Raw genomic sequence first — 21350 nt, 5'->3', positions numbered from 1 at the left:
TTTTAATATATTGCCTTATTAAACAAAGCCTCACAATTGTGAGGCTTTGTTGTTTTTAGTATTATTGATAATAGCCTGCAGCTTTTAATTTTGCGGCTACTTTTTCGCTAAGGGCCTTACCCCACGTTTCACCGATACCATACGATTCCTGAGATATTACAGGCAATTTCTCAACCAGCTTTTTACCAACCGGTGTTTTATAAAAAGCGATGAGTTCTTTTACTTCGTTTTCGGTAAAATGTTTGGCATACACGGGGGCTATCATGGTTATAAGGTCACCGGTTTGGGCTTCTTTCATAAACTCATCCCAGAAATCAGTTTCCACTGCAGGCATTTGTTTTTTAAATGAAGAAATCATCATCTCCATTGTTTGAAATGCCATTTTACTGGCGCCTGATAACTCCAGCATTTCTTTAATGAGTGTTTCTTTATTGTCGGTTTGTGCATTTGTATTAACTGCAACGAAAAAAAGAAATACGAATACATTGAGCTGCTTCATAGAATGATTTTTGTTTGCTCAAATGTAACAGTTTATCCAGGTTGGCCAAAGACTATCCCCAGGTATGTGTGTATTTTTTGTAAAGCATGAAGAAAAAACAAAAACATGTTTTATCTTTTAGGAACAGTTCATTAAAACCAAAACATATGCGCCAGCTTCTTATCTCCTGTTTGTGTTTGTTTGTAACCGTGTTTGTAACAACCGCCCAAACATCAGTTAAAAACGATCAGTTTCTTGCAGCGTCGTTCGACAGTATTCTCAACAAAGAATTTAAAGTCGGTGAACCCGGTGCCACCGCCATTGTGGTGCGTAAAGGCCAGGTGATCTACAAGAAAGCCATTGGCATAGCTGATATGGAATTGAATGTTCCGTTGCAAACCGATATGATCTTTCGAATTGGTTCTATTACCAAACAGTTTACAGCAGTGGCTATTCTGCAATTGGCCGACCAGGGCAAACTATCCTTACAGGACGATATTAAAAAATACATGCCTGACTTACTCTTTAAAGAAACTGTTACTGTTGAACAATTGCTGAACCATACATCGGGTATTAAAAGCTATACCAGCAAACCTGATTTTGAAAGCAAGATGCGCACCGATATGACAACGATGGAAGTAATAAAACTTACAGAAAAGGATACACTTGAATTTAAACCGGGCACCAAATGGAATTATAACAATACCGGTTATGTGATGCTGGGTTATATTATTGAAAAGATAACCGGCAAACCTTACGAGGAGTATATTCATCAAAATTTATTTACACCTGCAGGCATGACCAATTCTTATTATGGCAGCGAAGCAAAGATCATCCGCAACCGGGCAAAGGGTTATGAAAAAGAAAAGAATGTGTTTCAGAATTCAGATTACATCAGTATGACGCTGCCACATGCAGCTGGCTCAATTCTATCAACTGTTGAAGATCTCTGGAAATGGAACAAAGCATTGCACAGTTATAAACTCATCAAAAAAGAATGGCTCGATAAAGCCACCACTCCTTACATATTGCCCGATGGAAAATCAACAAGGTATGGTTATGGTTTATCGATCAATCTTGTGCAGGGCAGCAAAGCCATTGAACATGGTGGTGGCATTCCGGGTTTCTTAACCGATGCTATTTACTTACCTGCTGAAGATGTGTTTGTGGCCGTATTTAGTAATTGCGATTGTAAGTCGCCTGATAATATCACATACAAAATAGCTGCTCTTGCAATAGGCAAGCCGCTCAATTACAATGCGATCCCACTTTCAGAAACAGATGCAAAAGTATATGAGGCTGTTTATGTAAATGAAGGAGGTGAAGAACGCATCATCCGTTATGCAAACGGGAAGCTTACGTCGAAACGTGGCAGTGGCACACAGTTCGTGATCGAGAAATTTGAGAAGGATAAATTCTTTTTCGAAAACTCTATTTCCATTATTGAGTTTGTACGTAACAAAAGCGGTGCAGTTGAATCGCTGATCTTTAAAAGTAACACCGAAGAAAGTACCTGGAAGAAAAGCAGCAAGCCATTACCAGCACCTGTTACCTACATCACTGTTGACGCTTCGGTGCTGGCGGGTTATGTTGGCAACTACACATTGGCACCGGGTTTTATACTCACGGTTACGCATGAAGGCAGCCAGTTATTTGCACAGGCAACGGGACAAAACAAACTTGAACTGCAAGCCATCAGCAAAACAATGTTCCAAACAAAAGGTGTTGATGCAAAGATCGAATTCAAACAAAACGCTGAGGGCAAAACAGAATCATTGGTCCTATACCAGGGCGGAAGAGAAATGCCGGCGAAGAAAGAATAATCAGCTCAGCTATACAAACATGAAACGGGCAGAGGATTTCTTCTGCCCGTTTTTTATGCTTACGCTGCTTCAAACATTCTGGAAACAACAAGTTGTTTATGTCATAATAAACAGATCTTAGAAACCGGGCTGCCGTAAAGCGAAGCCGGAATTGTTGAAATGCGGGAGAACTAATCACTCTTTAAAACGGGCTGCTCCATTTGGCATCTGTATACACATTTGTTCCTGTTAGTGTTCGTAAGAACGCCATCGTTGCATTTACTTCCGCTGCGGTAAGATGCAGCTGTTGCCCGAATCCATTAGGACGTAATTTCGGATCAAGACGATTATTACCCGGCGCCAGATTAATTGTTCCGTAATGACCAATCACAGCCTGCAATGTGGTAATTCCACCGGTATGCATCATTGGGCCGTTGGGTTCACCATTTCTGTTTACCAGATCACGTAAAGATGGTGCACGTGTGTTGTTGATGTCGATACCTGCACCATTTAACACGCCAATAATTCCATTGTTGCCACTGTTAGGAGCAATATCAAATTCCGGTGCGGCATGGCAGCCCTGGCAACCTAATCCACCGGCAATTCGGTTACCTGTTGCATCAAATACAGGCGGAGTAAGAAACAATGCTTTCCCATCATTTTCCTGAGCAGTAAAATTGGGAAACGGTTGATTGTCGTTATTCACCAACGCACGACCTGCATCATATTTACTGTCGAATGATTGAATACTGCGAATAAATTGAGCAAGGCATTCCTGTATCCTCGCTTCGGTAATGGTCTCGTTTCCGTAGGCGATTGTAAAGAGTTCTTTGTAATAACCGATGGCCTGCAGTTTACTGAGGAGATTACTGAAAGCAGGTCTTCCGTTTTGTCCGCTGAAACCCATTTCTGCATGGTCCTTTATTGGCTGTGAAGTTTGTGCCTCCAGTGTAAGCGCACGCTCATCCCAAAAGAATTTGGTTTCCACCGCAAATCTTGAATTGATCAAACGCATGGAATGCCGGCCGGTTAAACCACCTGCTACTCCCTTGCTTGCAAGAGCTGTATCGCTGAAAGCAAAACTCTGTTTATGGCAACTGCCGCAATTCAAAGAATTATCGATGCTGAGATTATTATCATAAAACAATACACGACCAACTGTAGCCTTACTGTTGCTGATGGCATTGGCGCCTGAATTGTCTTTTGTAATATAGGCAGGCTTGGTTTGATTTGCGTAGTTGGCAAGATTAGCGGGGTCGATCCTGTTAGCAAATGCGGTTTTGATGGCTTCGTATGTAACAGAGGCAATCGTTTCTTTTTTTGAACATTCGGTAAAAAAGAAAATAGAAACAACAAGTAGGGAAATTACTTTTGCTTTTAGATACATGGTTTGGTTTTTGGGTTGGGGTTTAGACAGGCTTTTGCCTGATCCGTTTAATGAAGATCGAATATTTTATGATGCGGAGAGATTGTGTGCAGCGATTGAGCGGCAGTATTTAACAGGATGATATCATAAAAAGGAAGAAATCAGAACTGACCCAAAAAACAGATAGCAGCTGCCAACATCATCAAACCTTCAACGTTTTGCTGCTGCCATTACCTCTTTAAAGGCATCCGTTATATAAGCAGCATCACGGTAAAGAATTGTTTCGTTAACTGTAAACTGTGTTTGATTCTTATCGTTGGGAGGCCCAATCCGGATCTTGTATTGCTTATCCAGCAACTCCTGCGCTTTTTTGCCATCTACTTCTTTACTGAATTCAACCGGGTAAATATTGGTACCGCCATCGAGTGTAGAAATATTGATGAGTTTTGTTTTATTCAAAACATCAAAGAGTGTAGTTGCCTGTTTAATTGATTCCTTTAAACGTGTTTCAATTCCTTCTAACCTGTGTAATGCCATTGCAGCACTTGTCCAGTTACCGAACATATTACCACCATGTATCTTGATAAGATGCGGCATTTGATCGATCACTGTTTTATCGCCGCAGAGAATTGCACCACCTGCAGCGCCAAGATATTTGTAGAGTGAAATATAAACAGTATCAAAATAAGAAGCGTACTCTTTAATAGAAACACCCGACCATGCTGATGCCATGAAAATTCTGGCACCATCCAGATGTAATTTTATTTGTTTACTTCTGCAATACGCACTGATCTTTTTAATTTCTTCAAGCGGCACCATACAACCGTTCATCCTCCGTACAGGATTTTCGATGGATACTGCACCAATACCACTGGAGAACACCTCCTCTCCTTTTAATCCGTCTACTGCCTTTTCCAGATCGGCCGCTGTAAAGTATGTTTTACCTTTTGCCAATGGCATCAATCTCTTTTGAAATACAGATTGTGCAGCATCTGCTTCATCTCTGTACACATGACTTTCATCCTGTACAAACACCTTGGTATTGTTTCCACTTAGCACTGCAATGGCAAATTGATTTGCCATTGTACCTGTTGGCATATAAATCGCTTTTTCTTTACCAGTAATCTCTGTAAACTTTTTCTCCAGTGCTGTTACTGCACCACCCTGTCCATAAAAATCACGTTTGATATTTTCTTTACTATTGATCTTTTGCAATTCATTAATATACATGGAAGGAGTGAAATCTTCTCCGTCGTAAAAAAATTTGATGATGGGCTCATCTGCCGGCGATTCAGTTCTGTTATTTGAGGCTGTTGCAATTGCGGGCACAAAAGCAGGAAGAATTGCAACACCGGATGCTTTCAGAAAATTTCTTCTGTTAACAGATGACATAGAAAATGATTTGATACTACAAATTACAACGAATAAACCAAGTTATCTGCTCTTGTGCTTGATTCAATTTCAGCAAAATACGAAGCATCCACTTTATCTAAAAACCGTTCATCTGTCATTCCGGTGCGGTTAAAGAAAACTACACTGCCGATATTATGTTCAGGGTATATCCTGATCTCGCAATAGTAACCACCACCGCCACCGGCATGTGCAAAATAAGTTCGTCCGTTCAGCTCTCCTTTAAACCATGAGATACACATTCCTGTTTTTTTCCCGTTATTCAATTTATATTCCTGGAATAATAGTTTAGTGTATTGACTTGAAAGAAGTTGACAATTGGATTTCAACAGTGCCTGGATATATTTTACAAAGGCTGAAGGCTTTCCAATTAAACCTCCGTAAGGCGCACCATTTACATAAAAAGGTTTAAAGGGTTTCCAGTTGCCTACTGCTTTATCCATGTATTTGCGCTTATCTATAAAAAGGCCAAGTATAAGATTTGTAAAACTGAATCGTTTATGACAACCCCTCGCCTGCCTGCTGAGAACAGTTGTTTCAAATCCCAACTCACTGCTGTCTATTGATAATTTGTCAATAATAAATTCGTTGATGTAATCTTCGTAACGTTTACCCGTTAGCTTCTCAATGATTTGTCCGAGAAAAATATAACCGAGGTTTGAATAAGCAAAACGTTCGCCCGGTTTGGCTTTCGGTTTTTTGTATTTGTCAATGATGGTTTTAAAAAAAGCAGCTGCATTGAATGAACAGTGTTCATTACTAAGGTGTATCCAGCTTAATGGAATTGGATTTGGAACACCTGCAGTGTGGTTCAGTAAATGCCTGATTGTAACCGTATGGCCGTATGGAAAATTGGGTAAATGATCAACAACACAATCGCACAGGTTTAGTATTTTTCTTTCGGCCAGTTGCAGTATAGCTAAGGCTGTAAAGGTTTTTGTAACAGAGTATGCGTTATACGAATGATCGGCAGTTACAGTTGTTTTCTTCTCAACATCTGCTAACCCATAACGGAACTCCTCCAGTATTTCATCTTTCGTAAAAAGATAGTATTGAACAGATGGAGTTTTGCCTGCTTTTACTTCACGCTCTATCAACTGTTGAATTTCCTGCATAACAATCATTAAAAGCTGAATAGATGAAACCGCACACAGCATAAACTAAGAAGCCGTGATGCAATTATTCAACAGCAAATAAAAAAAACAAAAGCAGATGAACCTATCACATAAAGATGTGAAAATATAAATGAGATGATTGCTGAAGTTGGCTTTTTCAGGTAGTTGTGCATGCTGTTCTTCTGCTTCAACGTGCTGATGAATAAAATTGCACACAGATCTGTCCGTTAATGATTACTAGTGTTAGCCATGTAGTTCAGTTCTGTAAATCTGTTTCAGCATTTTAAAGTGTTCCGGATGATTGGCTTGTAATAATTCCGGCTGTTCAAAAAAGTATTCGGAGATAACAGCAAAAAACTCGGCAGTGTTGGTGGCGCCATACATGTCAATATCAGATCCGTAGGTTTTCATTTGATGAATGGTTGTTTCCATCAGGCTTTTCCATTGGCCCGTGTATTTGCGTTCCAGAATAATTTCAGGAACACCATCTACAGTACCATCCATTTTATCTACCAAATGTACAAACTCATGGATAGCAGTATTGCGTGCATCATTGTGGTTGATGAATCCTTGCCGCAGTTGCCACTTGGTGATCACCATTACATTTTGCAACGCACCTGTACCCACCATGCCGGCAATATTCCGATCGTCGCCATGTTGATCGAAATCGTTATTAAACGCACCGGGGTATAACAACACTTCATGCAGGTTGATGTATTGCCAATCATGAATTGAAAACACAGGGATAATTGCTCCGGCAGCAATTAATATTTTATCCAGGTCTTCCACCTCTGCATTGACGCCGGTAATTTTTACTGCTGCTAAGAATTGTTCAACTCTTTTTTCAAACGCTACTTTTCCTTCTTCGTTTAAGTGTTGATAGAACTTCACATAGTCGGCCAATAACTCTTTGTAGTTATCGGGCAGCTGGCTGTGAAATTTTGTTCTTCTTATCCTTAATGCAATAAGGATGATCAATACGATCAGCAACAGCACAGTGATTATCTGGAATACAACGACCATGTAATGAAGATAAAACTTATTTACCGGGATGTTTATTGAAACTGTATCAGGGCGTACCTACGGCACGCTGCCATTGTTGGATGGTATTGCTACAGGAAGATTGCCCCTATAGAGAATGGCTGTTAAAAATACAATTTCATTTGTTGTTGATTCAATGCTTTACGCCCTGAGGTCCCTTGAAAAATACAGTATTTATCATCTTCAATTTGAATTTTATCCTATTTTCAATGACTAAATATTGCTTATGAAAAAAGTTGTGGTTTCCGTATGCCTTCTGTTCATAACAGCGCATGTTATGTCACAATTCAGAGAGGAAAAGACCGACTCGCTTGAGTACTATCAACGGAAAGTAAAAGAATTAAGAACAGAGAACACAAAAGTATTAATGAGTAATGCCGGCTATCGTGAAGCCATAGCCAACATGAACCGGCTAAGCGCCAAAACAGATAACTACGGTTCATTTACTTTGTTTACATCCGTCGTATCAGCTGATTTTTCAAAATTCAATAACGATCATACTCCTGTAGGTTTTTCTCCTCTTAGCGGTCAGGTTTGGGGAATTGGCTTTGGTCTTTCATATAAAAAGAAGCGACGCATTTTTGATCTTGACTTTGGCACTGTTGGCATAAGAAAAAGATCTACAAAAGCAAATGAGGAAATACGCTCATCATTTTTAACCTTGTTTCAATTCGAATGGGGTTATGATCTTACAAGAAGCAACAGGTTTAACATTTACCCTTATGCCGGCTTTGGTTTCAGAACCAGTTACATTAACTACAGCAGCGGCGAAAGAAATATTAATCCCAATGCCACTAATTTATCAGAGATTGTTATCAACAGCCGTGGCGGTGTATCAGGCGATCAGAATGCATTGAGCTTACAGGCAGGTTTGGGATTAGAAACTGTGCTTACAAAACCAAGTAAAAACGGAGGTGTAATACTTTTTGCAAAAGCAGGCACTAACCAGGCTGTAGGCAGCAAGCCTATTGATTTTTCAGGCGTAAAATATGATCCGCAATTAAAATACGGTAATATTGATATTACAATCGGGTTTAAATTTTTTGGTCGATAAGAAGGCGATCCTTAACTGAAGTTCTCTTTATTCAATACCAAAACCACGGCATGGATGCAGCTGTGGTTTTGGTATTTGATGTTGCTCTTCTGCTACTCAACCTTCAAATCCTTCAATCTCGATTTTGCTTTATTAAACACATTGCGGCCCTTGTCAATACCACTGCGCAAGCGCTTCTGTTCTTCTTCGGGCAGATGAATAAACTCATGGCATTCTTTACTGCAGGTACCTTCCATTTTTTGGTTGCATTCCTCGCATTGAATAAATAAAAGGTGACAAGCATCGTTTACACAGTTGACATGCGTATCAGCCGGTTTGCCGCATTGATGACAGCTGGAAATGATTTCTTCTGTCACACGTTCGCCTAATCGCTGATCAAACACAAAATTCTTTCCGTGAAATTTATTATCGAGACCCTTTTCTTTTACCTGGTTTACATAGTTGATGATGCCGCCTTCCAGATGAAACACATTCTTAAATCCTTTATGCAGCATGTAGGCACTTGCTTTTTCGCAACGGATACCGCCTGTGCAATACATGATGATATTTTTGTCTTTATCATCATTCATCATATCAGCAGCCATAGGTAATTGCTCCCGAAAAGTATCGCTGGGTATTTCAATCGCCTTTTCAAAATGCCCTACTTCAAATTCGTAATGATTGCGCATATCGATCACAACCGTGTTAGGATCATTCGTGAGTTGATTGAACTGTTCCGCATTTACATACTTGCCTTTGTTGGCCATATCAAATGCCGGATCATGAATACCGTCAGCCACAATTTTGTTGCGTACTTTTATATCGAGGACGTAAAAACTTTTACCATCATCATCCACGGCTACATTCAACCGCAAACCATTCAGCGGCTCAATAGCATAGAGATAAGTGCGGAACGCTTCCATATTTGCTGTTGGCAAACTGATCTGCGCATTGATCCCTTCATGTGCTAAATAAATTCGTCCCATTACGCCGAGAGCCGTAAAGTCCTTATACAGTTGATCACGAAAAGATTTGGGCTCTTCAATTTTAAAATAACAATAAAAGGAAATGGTGGTGCGTGGTGTAGGATCATTAATAATACGCTCCTTAAGCTCCTTGCGGGAGATGCGGTTGTGCAAAACAGCCATCTTGTTTTGAATTTTAGTTCAGTAAATCTGCTTTGAACCCCAATTGCAGGTTGGGCAAAATCCGAAAGCGGGACAAAGATAAAATAGTAAAACCCAAGTACCAAAAAACAAGGTGCAAGAAGGAAAATCCAAGGAACAAGGCACAAGGGACAAGAAGCAAACCCAAAATCAAAGGGAAAGGCACAAGGTACAATATCCAAAACACAAGATGTCTTCTAACTCAGAACTATAGAACTTTGACTAAACTAAAAACGAGAGAATTCATTTTTCAAACTCTAATCATTTCCTCCCCCGCCTCCAATATTAAACGTTGTTCCAAAACGTATTTCGGTACGGGGTTTAAGTCCCTGGGTATAACCTCTTATCACATCCACACTAAAAAAACGAAACATATTTTCAAAACCCACATGCCATTCTGCATACGTTTTCAGAGGTAACCATACAGCTGATGCACCGGTTACCAAATGCCAGTTCAACTTTTTAATACCCGGAATTTTGTTGGTGATAAACCCGTTGAAATGATGTTCGGTGAACACAGCCGTGTAAAACTTATCAGCATTACTGTATTGATAATATTGTGGCAGTTGAAACGTGGTTAAAAAATCGGTTGACAGTAACAAACGGTTTCCGGGAAAATGTTTCATATCCTGGATAAACAATTTGCTGCTGTTAGTAAAGCCACCTGCCTGTACACGATAATTAAAACGACCGGCTAATTTTAAATTCAGGTTGTCACGCATTGCAACCTGCCATTTATCATAGTCAACATCACTACCAAGGAAATCAGCAATTCCTTTTGTATACTGCACACTGAATGTTGGCCACTTGCTGCCAATGTTAACAGTGCGATCGGGAAACTCGATATACTTTGCTCCCGGCTGAAAGTTAACACCAAGTGTAAGGATGGTTGCCTGGTGTGCGGTAAAACTTTGCGTCTGCAATTCGATGGGATAATTAGGACGGTACGGACGTGTGCTTCGTGGCTTCCATGAATAATCAGTTGTGTTTTCAAGCGGATGCCTGTCCTGGTATTGCAGATTAGCCGTTACTGTTAGTCCATTGCCAACACCTTTGGAGAAATTGATACGGCCATAATTCGCCAGGTACAATTTCATGAAATTATTCTTGTACAATAAAGTGGAGAATGTATTTGATAATGGCAGAATTGGTTCATCATTGTTCAACTGAAACGCACGCTTACCGCCACTGATACTTACAGATGAAAAGAAACGTGAGCCGAAGTTATAGCGCACAGTTCCCCATGCATAAAATTGCTTTGTGTTGAAGCCATACCGCACATTGGGTGTAATGTTGAGGTTACGCCTGTCTGTAAACTCTTTGCGAATAGTAACAGGCACATCTAACACAAATCCTTCTACTGTATTGAAACTCGATGACTGCAACAGTGATGGAAAAGTATAACTGAGTTTTTTGCTTTGCCGGTTGATGGTTTTGCCGGCAAATAAAATGTTACTGATTTTAATTTTATTACTCACCCTGTTCAGCGAATCGAGATAGGCCGGGTTTTCACGCAGCTGCTCAAGACTGTCTTTCTTTATATAATCAACTTGTTCATCTTTGGTTAACGCAAGCGGACGTATGCTGTCCCAATACTCAATCGGCTTTTTATTGCTGCCCTTCTCGTATTTCAGAATAGTGTTATCAAAATAGTTTTTGCTGAACTCAGGTTCTGTATTAAAGTTGCGATACACATTGGCAAAACTTCCAAACGCATCAAACCCGAAAAACTTTACAGCAGGATACAATATCTGGCTTTGCACCACCCAATGTTTCACTGCAATTTTTTGATAGAGTTGCTCAATACGTAATGTATCAGCAAAGTTCATCTGGCTTTGTTTGGTGAGGATCAGTTCAAGACTATGTATGCGCCATTCATCTTCCACAATGTTGATGTAACCCGTGAAGCAAGGTTCATATCCACGTTTCGCAATAACTTTTATCTTGTTGATGAGTTGCCCATCTTCACTGAATGCTCCTTCATATTTGTACTTGTAGAAATACAAGGCGTTTTCAGCGATGGGTGAAATAAATCCTCTTGGGTTGAGTGAATTACTGATCTGTACATTGTTGTCGTAAAACGAAAAGAAACGAGCACCTGCAAAACCAAAACCATCACGCTGACCGCTCACTCTTGTACTGAGCACATCAACTTTTACTTTGTTGGGTTCATCTACCGAAAGTTTCGATACCGTTTCTGAGAGATAAAGCATTTTTCGTTTGCTGGTATCACCATCTTCAAAATCCACTTTCTGTCCCATGAAGCTTTTAGGAAAATCACGGAGGTTCATGGTGCCTTTGCTGTACACTTCGCATTCATAGCTTTTAATTTCGTTGAGATATTCTTTTCGCTTTTGAATGGCTTTGCGGATGATGGCATATGCCGGATCTTCAGCTCCTGCTTTTACGACCACTTCATTGAGACTGACTGATTGCTCTTTCAACACAAAATTCAATTGCACTTCATCTTCTTTGATGTTGATTGTTTTTTCCTGCCGTTCAAAACCAACATGGCGGCAAATAATGGTGTAAGTACCAGCCGGTAATTGTAAAAAGTAAACACCTTCGCTGTTAGCTGAAGCTGCTTCTTTAGTTCCTTTCACTGTAATAGATGAATAAGGAAGGGGTTCGCCGTTTTGATTGGTAACAAATCCTGTAACCTTTGCGGCCCATAACGAAACAGAACTGCAAACAATAAAAAGAAAGAGAAATAAGGAGCGCATGTTGCACGAAAATACTTCTGCTGCTGTTAGCAAAAAACTAATTCTTGAAGCGGTGTGAATTATGTAAAAAAACAATGATAACGTGTAACGGCTATCAGGATTATTTTCCTATTGCCGCTTTTAATTCAGCTTACTTAAAAACACCTATTAAGCAATACCCTGTTTGCTTTGACGAAGGTAAGAACCGCTCAGCGCCGCAAAACCGCCCACCAACCCTGCGACTAAACCGGTAACGCTCATGATCAACGCATGCGAATGTGATTTAAACAACAGTTCAGCGATCTTCATGGAGAGAATATGCTGGTTTCCCATATCAATATAAAGAGCAAGCACAACCCACAAAACGAAAAGCGAGAGGAAGCCGCATAAAAATGCTTTCAACAGTTTCTGTGGAATAACAACGGCCACCAAAAAAGCTGCAATGGCAATAGTCCACCAAGGCAAATAGAAACCGGCAGCATAACTTAAAAGTGCGGTGAGTATGAAGGCAATTATGAATTTCATGTTCAATACTATTTGTTTATTCGTCAGACTGTGATCATGCTTTTTTAAACGTCATTGTCCATTTAACTTTTTCATTCTCCTCCTCTCCTTTCTTCATCATCCATGCTTTGTAATATTGGCCGGCAGCCCATGTATCTATAAACTGATCGTAATATTTACTGCCGGGATTGCCGCTTTGTCCGCCCGGATAAACAACATAAGCTTCTGTTTCGTTGGTGAGATGAACAACCATGCGCCAGCTTGGACCATGACTATGTTGCGTGGCATTAATGATGTGCTTACCGCCACCAATCTGCAAACCTTTTCTTGCAAAAGGCATCACAGCATCTTTGAGAATATGATATACTGTTGTGTTTTTGTGTACTGCCCAATCCAATGTATTTTCTTTCTCCATCTTCAGCAATTCAGCAGTTGCTTCCTTTAACGATGCAACAAACACCTGGAAAATTGTTTCGATTGTCGGAGTAGTGATGTCATCAATAAATGAAAACAGGGAATCTTTTGTTAATGCATCAGCTAATGTATATTCATAAGGCCATGCATACACAACTGAATCCTGTTGCGTTAATTCATCAGTCCAAACATTTCGTTCAAGGCTATCATACCAAACTTGGAAAACAGTAGCAGCTTTTGAATCAGCTGTGTTTTGCAGATCCCATGTTTTGATCATGTTGAAAAAACGTTTTTCATCTGCACCAAGATCAGCTTCATTAGTATATTTCTTCATCAGCTTTATTACCACTTCAGCCAATGGATTATAATTTACATTCTGCAAACGCTGCATATCCTGCGGTGTAATATTGCTCATACTTGTTAAACGACGGTTGATCTCCACACCACGATATACATCATAACCACCGGGAATAAAATAAGGATAAGTTCCATCAGCAGGGCGTTGATTGGCGCTGCTGACAAAACCACGCTCAGGATTTACCTGGTGCGGATTTTCAGCAACAGGTATAATACCCTGCCACATATAACTGCTGTCTTCACCGGGCATTACATACAAACCCTGCCTGTTCCAACGCAAGGGAAAATGTCCTTGCTGCCAAAGTGCAATGTCGCCACGCTTACTGGCGAAGATCATGTTCTGTGCAGGCACGGTAAAGTACTTGATGGCATTGTAATAATCATCATAATTCTTTGCACGGTCAAGATAATGCCACATCAATAACTCATTGCTGGGATCATGAGCGATCCAACGTGTAGCAATTGCTTTGTTGTTAGTAAGTGGCGTTGAAAAACTTTCATCGTAAGTAACAGGGCCAAACACAGTATAAGCAACTGTATCAAATACCGAAGGCTTTCCTTTTACTTTTATTTCTTCCACACGTTGCGGTGCAGTCTGCCATTCGTTATTGAACCAATATTGTTTCTTGGTTTCATCTTTAAATTTGATCTCATAAAAATCACGCACATCCCTTCCGGCATTGGTAAAGCCAAAAGCAATACTGTCGTTAAAGCCGATCACTATGCCGGGAATACCGGGGAATGATACACCATACGCATTCATATTATTGGTGGTGATCTGCATTTCATACCAGATAGCAGGAAGACTTAATTCAAGATGCGGATCGTTACAAAGAATAGGTGCACCGCTTTTTGTTTTTGTACCACTTACTGCCCAATTGTTGCTGCCGTTATCTTTTGATGGCTGATCAACCATGGCTACTTTCAACGCAGAATCTTTTTTCAGCAAATACAACGAATCAACACTTGCTGGTGCAACTGCTGTTGCAGCAGGAGCATCAAACACCGTTCCTTTTGGAACAATCGGATCTAACGAATCCTGTAATTGCGGATAGAGAATTTCGATCTGATCATCACTGAATACTTTGCGTAAAGCAGTTAACGGGAGATCATCAACAGAAAACGCAAGTGTCTTGGTCATTTGTTTGATGAAGAGTGCCGTCTTAAGATTATTCCATTTCTCAGGTTGATAGCCGAGTATTTTATATTCAATGGGCATTGCACTTTCAGATAATGATTCAATGAAGGCGTTCACTCCTTTTGTATAATTATCAACCGAAAGTTTCGTGAATTCATTTGCTTCCATCTCCTTCAACATATTCTCTGCTGCAAATACCATCCCGATACGGCGCTGTTCTTTATCAAAATTCACAGCCCGTTCGCCAATCACTTCACTGATGCGACCGGCTGCGGCACGTGTAGAAAATTCCATTTGCCACAAGCGGAATTTTGCATGCAAATATCCCTGAATAAAATAAGCATCTGCATCATTCTCTGCCACCACATGCGGTACTAAACGCTCATCGAAATAAACATTTGCTGTACCATTGAGTTGGGGAAAGCTAAGTTCTTCTGTAAAACTTTGTGCTGCGTTTTCAGCATTCTGCCAAAACCCGTGTTGCGGACTTAAAAATTTTCCGAGTGCAGGTGCCGGGCCTATTCTTGTGTTAAGCACAATCACCAGACTAACGGTAACGGCTGAAGCAAGCAGGAATGGAATTAATCGCATAGTCAGTGGGGTATAAAAATGAAAATTAGCTAAAAAAAGCATTTACACAGCAGCTAGTTGATAACAATAAGGATTAAATGTTAATTACAAATCCTGCAGCAAGAGAATTCATGATAAAATAACAATTCCCTGCTTTGTAAAAGTATCTCATCAGCCCATTGCATAATTGCTTAACAAAAAGATGTTGCTTATACCCTCTTTGTGGTATTGTTCATATTAAAAATAATCCTTCACTTTGCTGCAGCAATCAGCTAACCATTACACCTTTCATTTTTATTCGTGGTCTGTTGCAGACCTATGATAAACACCCTTTTCATCAGCTGGTTTTTAAAAGTAAGTAAGCTCTCTTCTTAAGAGAGCTTTATTTTTGCAACATGGAGAAAGAATCAATTGATGTAAAAAACATACTTGGCCTGCAATTGCCCAGCGATCCACGTTGGGTTGATCTTACTGCCATTTCATTGGAAGATATTTTAACCGACCACGCCTATTGTGAGCAGAAAGCTGCCACCACGTGCATCACTCTTATTCAACGTTACAGTCAATACGAATTACTGATAACAGAGCTGGCCCCTATTGTTACGGAAGAATGGGGACATTTCCGTGCCGTGCTTGCTGAGCTGCACAAACGTGGATTGAAACTCGGCCGGCAGCGAAAAGATATTTATGTAAATGAGCTGCTGACCTTCCAAAAAAAAGGTGGGCATGTGGATGATCGTTTCCTCGATGAATTATTAACCATGGCATTAATTGAAGCCCGCAGTTGCGAACGTTTTAAACGATTGAGTGAAGGATTGAACGATGCTTATCTCCGAAAATTCTACCGCAAGTTTATGGAAAGCGAAGCCGGGCATTACACCCTGTTCATCACCATGGCCGAACATTACTTGCCAAAAAAGAAAGTGCGTGACCGTTGGAAAGAATGGCTGGCGTTTGAGAAAGAGTTGATGCAACGTATGGAGATACGGGGTGACAGGATCCATTGATAATTTGCAGAGTTGCCAACCTTTGGAAGGTTGGCAACTCTTCCTCAACCTATCCTCATTGATCTTTTATTCGTCTGACCTGCGGTTCCGACGAAATAAAAAAGGGTAACATGTTCATGTTACCCCGGGTATGGGAAGAGTTCACTAGCATAGGGTTTTATATGATTAGAAACGGCCACGCTTACGGTCTCTGCGGTCTTCCTTACGGTCACGGATATCTTCTCTGCGATCATGCTTGTCTTCACGACGATCACGTACATCTTCTTTACGATCTCTTACATCTTCACGACGGTCACGAACATCTTCAATACGATCTCTGCGGCCACCGTTGTGTTGTGCATCACGCACATCTTCTCTGCGGTCACGTATGTCTTCTCTGCGATCTTTTACATCTTCACGACGGTCACGCACATCTTCTTTGCGATCACGAACGTCTTCACGACGATCAACACGGTTTTCTTTACGGTCAAGCTTGCGCCTGGTTTGTGCAGCAGATTCATTAATTGAAACAACAAAGGCTGCCATTGCAACTACGGATAAAATGATGAGCTTTTTCATGTGGTGATTTTTAAAGTTTTATTTTTTGTTTTCAGATACGTAATTACAGACCGCAGCCCATAAAGAAGGTTTAATGGAACGCTTGGAAAATTTTAAAATCATCTTACATTCACCGCTCATTAACAGTTCATCAAATGCTCGACAGAAGAAAATTTATACAGCTTACCGGTCTTTCAACTGCTTTATTATCAACTCAAAATTGTATAGGTGCGGGGGCGCAGTTCCAGGGACCTTTGGTGCTAAGCACCTGGTCGCCAAATGTGAAAGCCAATAAAGCAGCATGGGAGGTTTTAAGCAAAGGCGGCCGTGCCCTCGATGCAGTGGAAGCAGGTGTGATGATCCCTGAAGCCGACCCTACTGATACAAGTGTTGGTTATGGCGGCTTGCCCGATCGTGATGGCCGTGTTACAGTTGACGCATGTGTAATGGACGAAAAAGGACAATGTGGCTCTGTAATGGGGCTCGAAGATATTTTACACCCGGTACAAGTGGCGAGGCTTGTAATGGAGCAAACACCTCATGTGCAATTTGTTGGTGAAGGTGCTTTGCAATTTGCATTAAGCAAAGGTTTTGAACGAACCAACCTGCTTACACCTGAAGCAGAAAAGGCATGGAAAGAGTGGTTGAAAACTTCCAAATATGATCCCATGCGAACCATGAGAGATCTTGAAGAAAAAATTAAACGGGAGAAAAACAATGACGGAGCCATGTTATATAAATGGCCCTCGGAAGTATTGAACCACGATACCATTGGCATGATTGCCATTGATGAAAAAGGCAACCTGAGTGGCGCCTGCAGTACAAGTGGCATGGCGTTTAAAATGAGAGGTCGTGTGGGCGACTCCCCTATTATTGGTGCCGGTCTTTTTGTTGATAACGAAGTAGGTGCCGCTACCTGCACAGGCATTGGTGAGGAAATTGTAAAAATATGTGGCGCACATACCATTGTTGAAATGATGCGGCATGGGGCAAGTCCTGAAGAAGCTTGCAAAGAAGCCGTGCGACGAATAGTAAAAAACAATGGCGACAAAGCAAAAAATGTGCAAGGCGGGTTTATTGCCATTAATAAGAAAGGTGAGTTTGGAGGTTTTTCGGTGATGAAGAAGTTCTCCATGGCCGTTCGCAATAACAAGATGGAAAAGGCACTTGATGTGAAAAGTTGGTTCTAGTAACAGTTTAAAGTTTCAGGTTCAAGGTTTAATGTTCATTAAGTTTTGAACTTACTAACAAATGATTGATTTATCAGGACGACAGTTTACACCTTCAACTTTAAACATTCAACCTTAAACTATGAATTATAAACTCGAAGTAATTGCTTTCTCTATTGAATCATGTTCGCTTATTCAGCAAGCAGGTGCGCATCGAATTGAGTTATGCGATAACCCCGGCGAAGGTGGTACCACTCCCTCCTATGGATTTATTAAGAAAGCAAGAGAGCTGGCAACAATTGAATTGTACACGATGATCCGCCCACGTGGTGGCGATTTTCTTTATTCTGCTGATGAGTTTGAGGCAATGAAAGAAGATATTAAACATTGCAAGCAACTTGGTTGCGATGGCGTGGTGTTTGGTTTATTAAATGCAGATGGAACGGTTGACAAAGCACGAACTGCCGCATTGGTTGAACTCGCATATCCCATGGGTGTAACGTTTCACCGTGCATTTGATCGTGTGCGTGATGCATTTGAGGCACTGGATACTTTAATTGATATAGGTTGCGAACGTGTACTCACTTCCGGATTAATGCCCAACGTTACCGGAGGCAAACACTTATTGAAACAATTAGTAACAGCAGCCGATGAACGCATCATTATTATGCCCGGCAGTGGTGTGCGGCATAACAATCTTGCAGAGCTTGCACAGTTTACCGGTGCAGTTGAGTTTCATACATCGGCACGTACACACCTTACCACAGGCATGCACTACATCAATGAACAAATGAATGAAGCATTAACTTCGGTTACTGTTGACAGTAATGAAGTAAGCGCCTGCTTAGCCGAAATAAACAAACTGCAACAACCTTCTTAACTCTTTTCCTCTTTCCCCTCTTTCAAACTCTTAGCATTAACTCTTAGCCTTGAATCTCCGTGAAGAAATACTAGCCAAACATTCCAAAGAACAAACAAACAAGATCATTGACTGGATCGGCAGTTCACAAAAAAGGTTTGATGAACTGGTTCACTTATTTCTTACCGATGAATACCGAGTGGTGCAGCGGGCGGCGTGGCCCATTGGCAGTATTGCTGAAACTCAACCACAATTGCTCAGGAAACATTTACCTGTGTTTGTCGGTTTATTACGAAAGCCCGGCCTGCATAATGCTGTGCGTCGAAATATAACAAGGCTGCTGCAATACATTTCTATTCCTGAGAAATTGAAAGGCGATGTAATGGATGCCTGTTTTTCGTTTATCTGCGATGTGCAGGAAAAAGCAGCCGTGAAAGCATTTTCATTAACCATCCTTGAACAACTTGCAAAAGAATACCCGGAGATAATGCCTGAGATCAATACTGTAATTGAAGAACGCTGGGATTTTGAGACAGCGGCGTTTCATTCGAGAGCGAAGAAGATATTAGCTAAGAGTTCAATAAAGAAAAAGGAGAAGAAGGATGAACGCCGATGAGACCTGCCTGGTTTGTTACTGCAAATTAGCGAATAAAGAAAAGATATAAATGCTTGATGATACCAGGAGTACAATAGAAAATAGTAGAATCCGATTGTAGAGCTTATTCCTGAACTTGCTTAGAATAGATAAGATCAAGCTACCTGTAAAAGCAGCAAAAATGATAAACAGAATTATCTTAGTAACAACGTCCATGACGAAGTAGCTGTCATGGATGTTTACATCCGAAGAACTTCCCATCGACAGATTAATACCAAGCAAAATTGCAACGGTAACTGCTGTAAGTTTTAATATTGAGATCGTGTCTCTATTCACTTTAAGGTTATTAGCATGTATTTCATCTAACGTTTTTGCCGGCCGGGGTCAGCTGTACCAGCCCCCGGGCAAACAGATTATATTTTATCTCGGATCATAATTCACCATCCATTCAATACCGTATTTATCTCTTAACATCCCAAAATACGCACCCCAGGGACTGTCTGCGATGGGCATTTCAATTGTGCCTCCGGCCGAGAGCGCATGAAATAATCTGTCTGCCTCTTCCTTGCTTTCGGGAGTGATTGAAATTTTGCTGCGGGTTTCATTTTCATTATGCTTACCCATAAATGCAGGCGTGTCGCTTCCCATTAACACACTGCTGCTACCAATTGGCAAAGTGATATGAATAATGTTGTTTGCTTCATTTTCAGAAAGAGGAAGTTCCGGCATTGGCATGTCTTTAAACCGGACAACATTTGCAAACTCACCGCCAAATGCTGATTTGTAAAAGGTAAATGCTTCTTCGGCATTGCCGTTAAAATGGATGTAAGGATTGATCTGTGCCATTGGTTGGTTGTTTTATGTTGTTGTAATACCGCAAAGTCTTACTGCATGTTTTATAACACAAGCATGTACTTTCTGCAGTCATATGCCCTCAAACCTACAGCTTTACAATAATAAACCAAAGGTGGATAAGCGACAAAAGAAAGGTCGTTTGCGACAGAAGTATTGCTGCCAAAGAACGATCAACTACTCTTCATCAATAGGTCGTCGTCATATCCTCATCTACACAAATAATAAAATCGGCTTTAAATTTATGTTCGGCCAGAAGTTTACCGATATCTTTCTGCATCACTGTTGTTACGGTTGCAATTTTCAGATTGGCACGTGACTGTTTCAGATACCACACAATTCCGTCGTAATTGGAAGAGGCTTTTCCATCGTGTTTATCGGAATGATAACTTCCGTTATAATGAATAAACAGCTTGCCGGGTACAAAATAACTGAGAATAAAATAAGCCATGGTTGCATCTTTCGAGGCCTGTGCCCTCACCATGTTCATTGAACCATGACCCGCCATCATCCTCATCATCTTTTCATAACCTGCCAATGTAGAATCAAACGCAATGGGTAAAGGAGCCATCCATTTTTTGGCGGCATCAGGCAACGTATCCAATGTTTCAAAACCGCCTTTTGAAATCATCGATGCATACCGGCGTGGAATATTGGTAGCGGCAAATGCAAGATTATTTGCTTTTGCAAAATTAACAAGCGGTGCATAATCGGTTTTATAGTTGGGCCAAAGCCGGGCCGATGAATCGAGCCCTTTGGCAGTTATTTTTCCCTGCAGGTATCGATCAAGTGCTGCCTGGTTATCCTGTTCAAACATTTCGGCACCCAGTACAAGGTTGCGTTTTTGTTTTGCATCTTTGGTAATTTCAAGTTGCAGCCAATGACTGATGGGATTGTTGTGAAACTCTCCGATGAGTACCATGTCTTGTTTCATCAATTGCTTCATCATAGCTCCATAGCTCACTTTCTTTCCTTTGGCATTGTATAACACATAAGACGGTTTTTGCTGTGCTTCACTGAATGTGCTTATAAAAATGAGAAGAACGGTAAAAAAGAATTTCGTCATATTGTTTTTAGTTTGATCAGGCCATTGACAAGGGATATTGTTGCGAAGAAAGAGAAAAATTGCTACAGACGTATAAAAGAAATTGGAATATTGATTATTCAGCTTTATTGTTCGCTTAGGGTCTTATGTAGCGGCTCCCCCGGATTTATATATTCTGAATCCGGTTGAC

At 40.7% G+C, this 21350-nt stretch carries 18 protein-coding genes; 6 read left to right on the top strand and 12 right to left on the bottom strand.

The window, feature by feature from the left end:
* Positions 1-61 precede the first annotated feature (61 nt).
* Entirely contained in the window at positions 62-499 is a 438-nt protein-coding gene (locus tag H4075_RS10710) for a DUF2059 domain-containing protein (RefSeq protein WP_182806504.1), read from the bottom strand.
* A gap of 146 nt (positions 500-645) precedes the next feature.
* Between H4075_RS10710 and H4075_RS10705 the strand changes: the two genes are divergently transcribed.
* Complete coding sequence (locus H4075_RS10705; RefSeq protein WP_182806503.1) at positions 646-2301, top strand: serine hydrolase; 1656 nt, start codon at positions 646-648, stop codon at positions 2299-2301.
* A 181-nt stretch (positions 2302-2482) separates the two neighbouring features.
* Here the strand turns inward: H4075_RS10705 and H4075_RS10700 are convergent, their stop codons facing one another.
* The 4 genes from H4075_RS10700 to H4075_RS10685 form a co-directional block, all read right to left on the bottom strand.
* Positions 2483-3667 (bottom strand): cytochrome-c peroxidase, encoded by a 1185-nt coding sequence (locus H4075_RS10700; RefSeq protein ID WP_182806502.1) that lies wholly within the window; start codon positions 3665-3667, stop codon positions 2483-2485.
* Positions 3668-3856: 189 nt separating this feature from the next.
* Positions 3857-5038: a threonine aldolase family protein gene (locus tag H4075_RS10695; RefSeq protein ID WP_182806501.1), complete on the bottom strand. Its 1182-nt coding sequence runs from the start codon at positions 5036-5038 to the stop codon at positions 3857-3859.
* A gap of 23 nt (positions 5039-5061) precedes the next feature.
* Positions 5062-6171 (bottom strand): serine hydrolase domain-containing protein, encoded by a 1110-nt coding sequence (locus H4075_RS10690; RefSeq protein WP_182806500.1) that lies wholly within the window; start codon positions 6169-6171, stop codon positions 5062-5064.
* Positions 6172-6414: 243 nt separating this feature from the next.
* Complete coding sequence (locus H4075_RS10685) at positions 6415-7194, bottom strand: M90 family metallopeptidase (RefSeq protein WP_182806499.1); 780 nt, start codon at positions 7192-7194, stop codon at positions 6415-6417.
* Positions 7195-7489: 295 nt separating this feature from the next.
* Here H4075_RS10685 and H4075_RS10680 point away from each other — a divergent pair, with 295 nt between their 5' ends.
* On the top strand, positions 7490-8266 hold the full coding sequence (locus tag H4075_RS10680) for a hypothetical protein (protein WP_182806498.1): 777 nt from the start codon (positions 7490-7492) through the stop codon (positions 8264-8266).
* Between the two features lie 92 nt (positions 8267-8358).
* Here the strand turns inward: H4075_RS10680 and trhO are convergent, their stop codons facing one another.
* The 4 genes from trhO to H4075_RS10660 all read right to left on the bottom strand — a co-directional run bounded on the left by trhO (position 8359) and on the right by H4075_RS10660 (position 15117).
* On the bottom strand, positions 8359-9393 hold the full coding sequence (gene trhO / locus H4075_RS10675) for an oxygen-dependent tRNA uridine(34) hydroxylase TrhO (RefSeq protein ID WP_182806497.1): 1035 nt from the start codon (positions 9391-9393) through the stop codon (positions 8359-8361).
* Positions 9394-9668: 275 nt separating this feature from the next.
* Entirely contained in the window at positions 9669-12134 is a 2466-nt protein-coding gene (locus tag H4075_RS10670; RefSeq protein ID WP_182806496.1) for a DUF5686 and carboxypeptidase regulatory-like domain-containing protein, read from the bottom strand.
* A 147-nt stretch (positions 12135-12281) separates the two neighbouring features.
* Positions 12282-12638: a hypothetical protein gene (locus H4075_RS10665; RefSeq protein ID WP_182806495.1), complete on the bottom strand. Its 357-nt coding sequence runs from the start codon at positions 12636-12638 to the stop codon at positions 12282-12284.
* 34 nt (positions 12639-12672) lie between these two features.
* Entirely contained in the window at positions 12673-15117 is a 2445-nt protein-coding gene (locus tag H4075_RS10660; protein WP_182806494.1) for a penicillin acylase family protein, read from the bottom strand.
* A gap of 374 nt (positions 15118-15491) precedes the next feature.
* On the opposite strand from H4075_RS10660, the gene miaE reads away from it, so the two are divergent.
* A complete protein-coding gene (gene miaE / locus H4075_RS10655) occupies positions 15492-16103 on the top strand; it encodes a tRNA-(ms[2]io[6]A)-hydroxylase (RefSeq protein WP_182806493.1) in 612 nt (203 codons plus the stop codon).
* Between the two features lie 165 nt (positions 16104-16268).
* Here the strand turns inward: miaE and H4075_RS10650 are convergent, their stop codons facing one another.
* Entirely contained in the window at positions 16269-16661 is a 393-nt protein-coding gene (locus tag H4075_RS10650) for a hypothetical protein (RefSeq protein WP_182806492.1), read from the bottom strand.
* Between the two features lie 134 nt (positions 16662-16795).
* Here H4075_RS10650 and H4075_RS10645 point away from each other — a divergent pair, with 134 nt between their 5' ends.
* From H4075_RS10645 to H4075_RS10635, 3 genes are all read left to right on the top strand, one after another.
* Positions 16796-17830, top strand: coding sequence for a N(4)-(beta-N-acetylglucosaminyl)-L-asparaginase (locus tag H4075_RS10645; RefSeq protein WP_182806491.1), 1035 nt, complete (start codon positions 16796-16798; stop codon positions 17828-17830).
* A 121-nt stretch (positions 17831-17951) separates the two neighbouring features.
* Positions 17952-18689 carry a copper homeostasis protein CutC gene (locus tag H4075_RS10640; RefSeq protein ID WP_182806490.1) on the top strand — a complete coding sequence of 246 codons (738 nt, stop codon included), beginning with the start codon at positions 17952-17954 and terminating at the stop codon, positions 18687-18689.
* Between the two features lie 49 nt (positions 18690-18738).
* On the top strand, positions 18739-19284 hold the full coding sequence (locus H4075_RS10635; RefSeq protein ID WP_182806489.1) for a hypothetical protein: 546 nt from the start codon (positions 18739-18741) through the stop codon (positions 19282-19284).
* A 399-nt stretch (positions 19285-19683) separates the two neighbouring features.
* Here H4075_RS10635 and H4075_RS10630 read toward each other — a convergent pair whose 3' ends face one another.
* A complete protein-coding gene (locus H4075_RS10630; RefSeq protein WP_182806488.1) occupies positions 19684-20109 on the bottom strand; it encodes a VOC family protein in 426 nt (141 codons plus the stop codon).
* A 193-nt stretch (positions 20110-20302) separates the two neighbouring features.
* Complete coding sequence (locus H4075_RS10625; RefSeq protein WP_182806487.1) at positions 20303-21181, bottom strand: ChaN family lipoprotein; 879 nt, start codon at positions 21179-21181, stop codon at positions 20303-20305.
* Positions 21182-21350 lie beyond the last annotated feature (169 nt).

Source organism: Lacibacter sediminis, from assembly GCF_014168535.1.
In the GTDB taxonomy this organism is placed as follows: domain Bacteria; phylum Bacteroidota; class Bacteroidia; order Chitinophagales; family Chitinophagaceae; genus Lacibacter; species Lacibacter sediminis.
The sequence above is the reverse complement of the archived record's forward strand: the minus strand, read 5'-3'. Positions and strand labels throughout refer to the sequence as shown.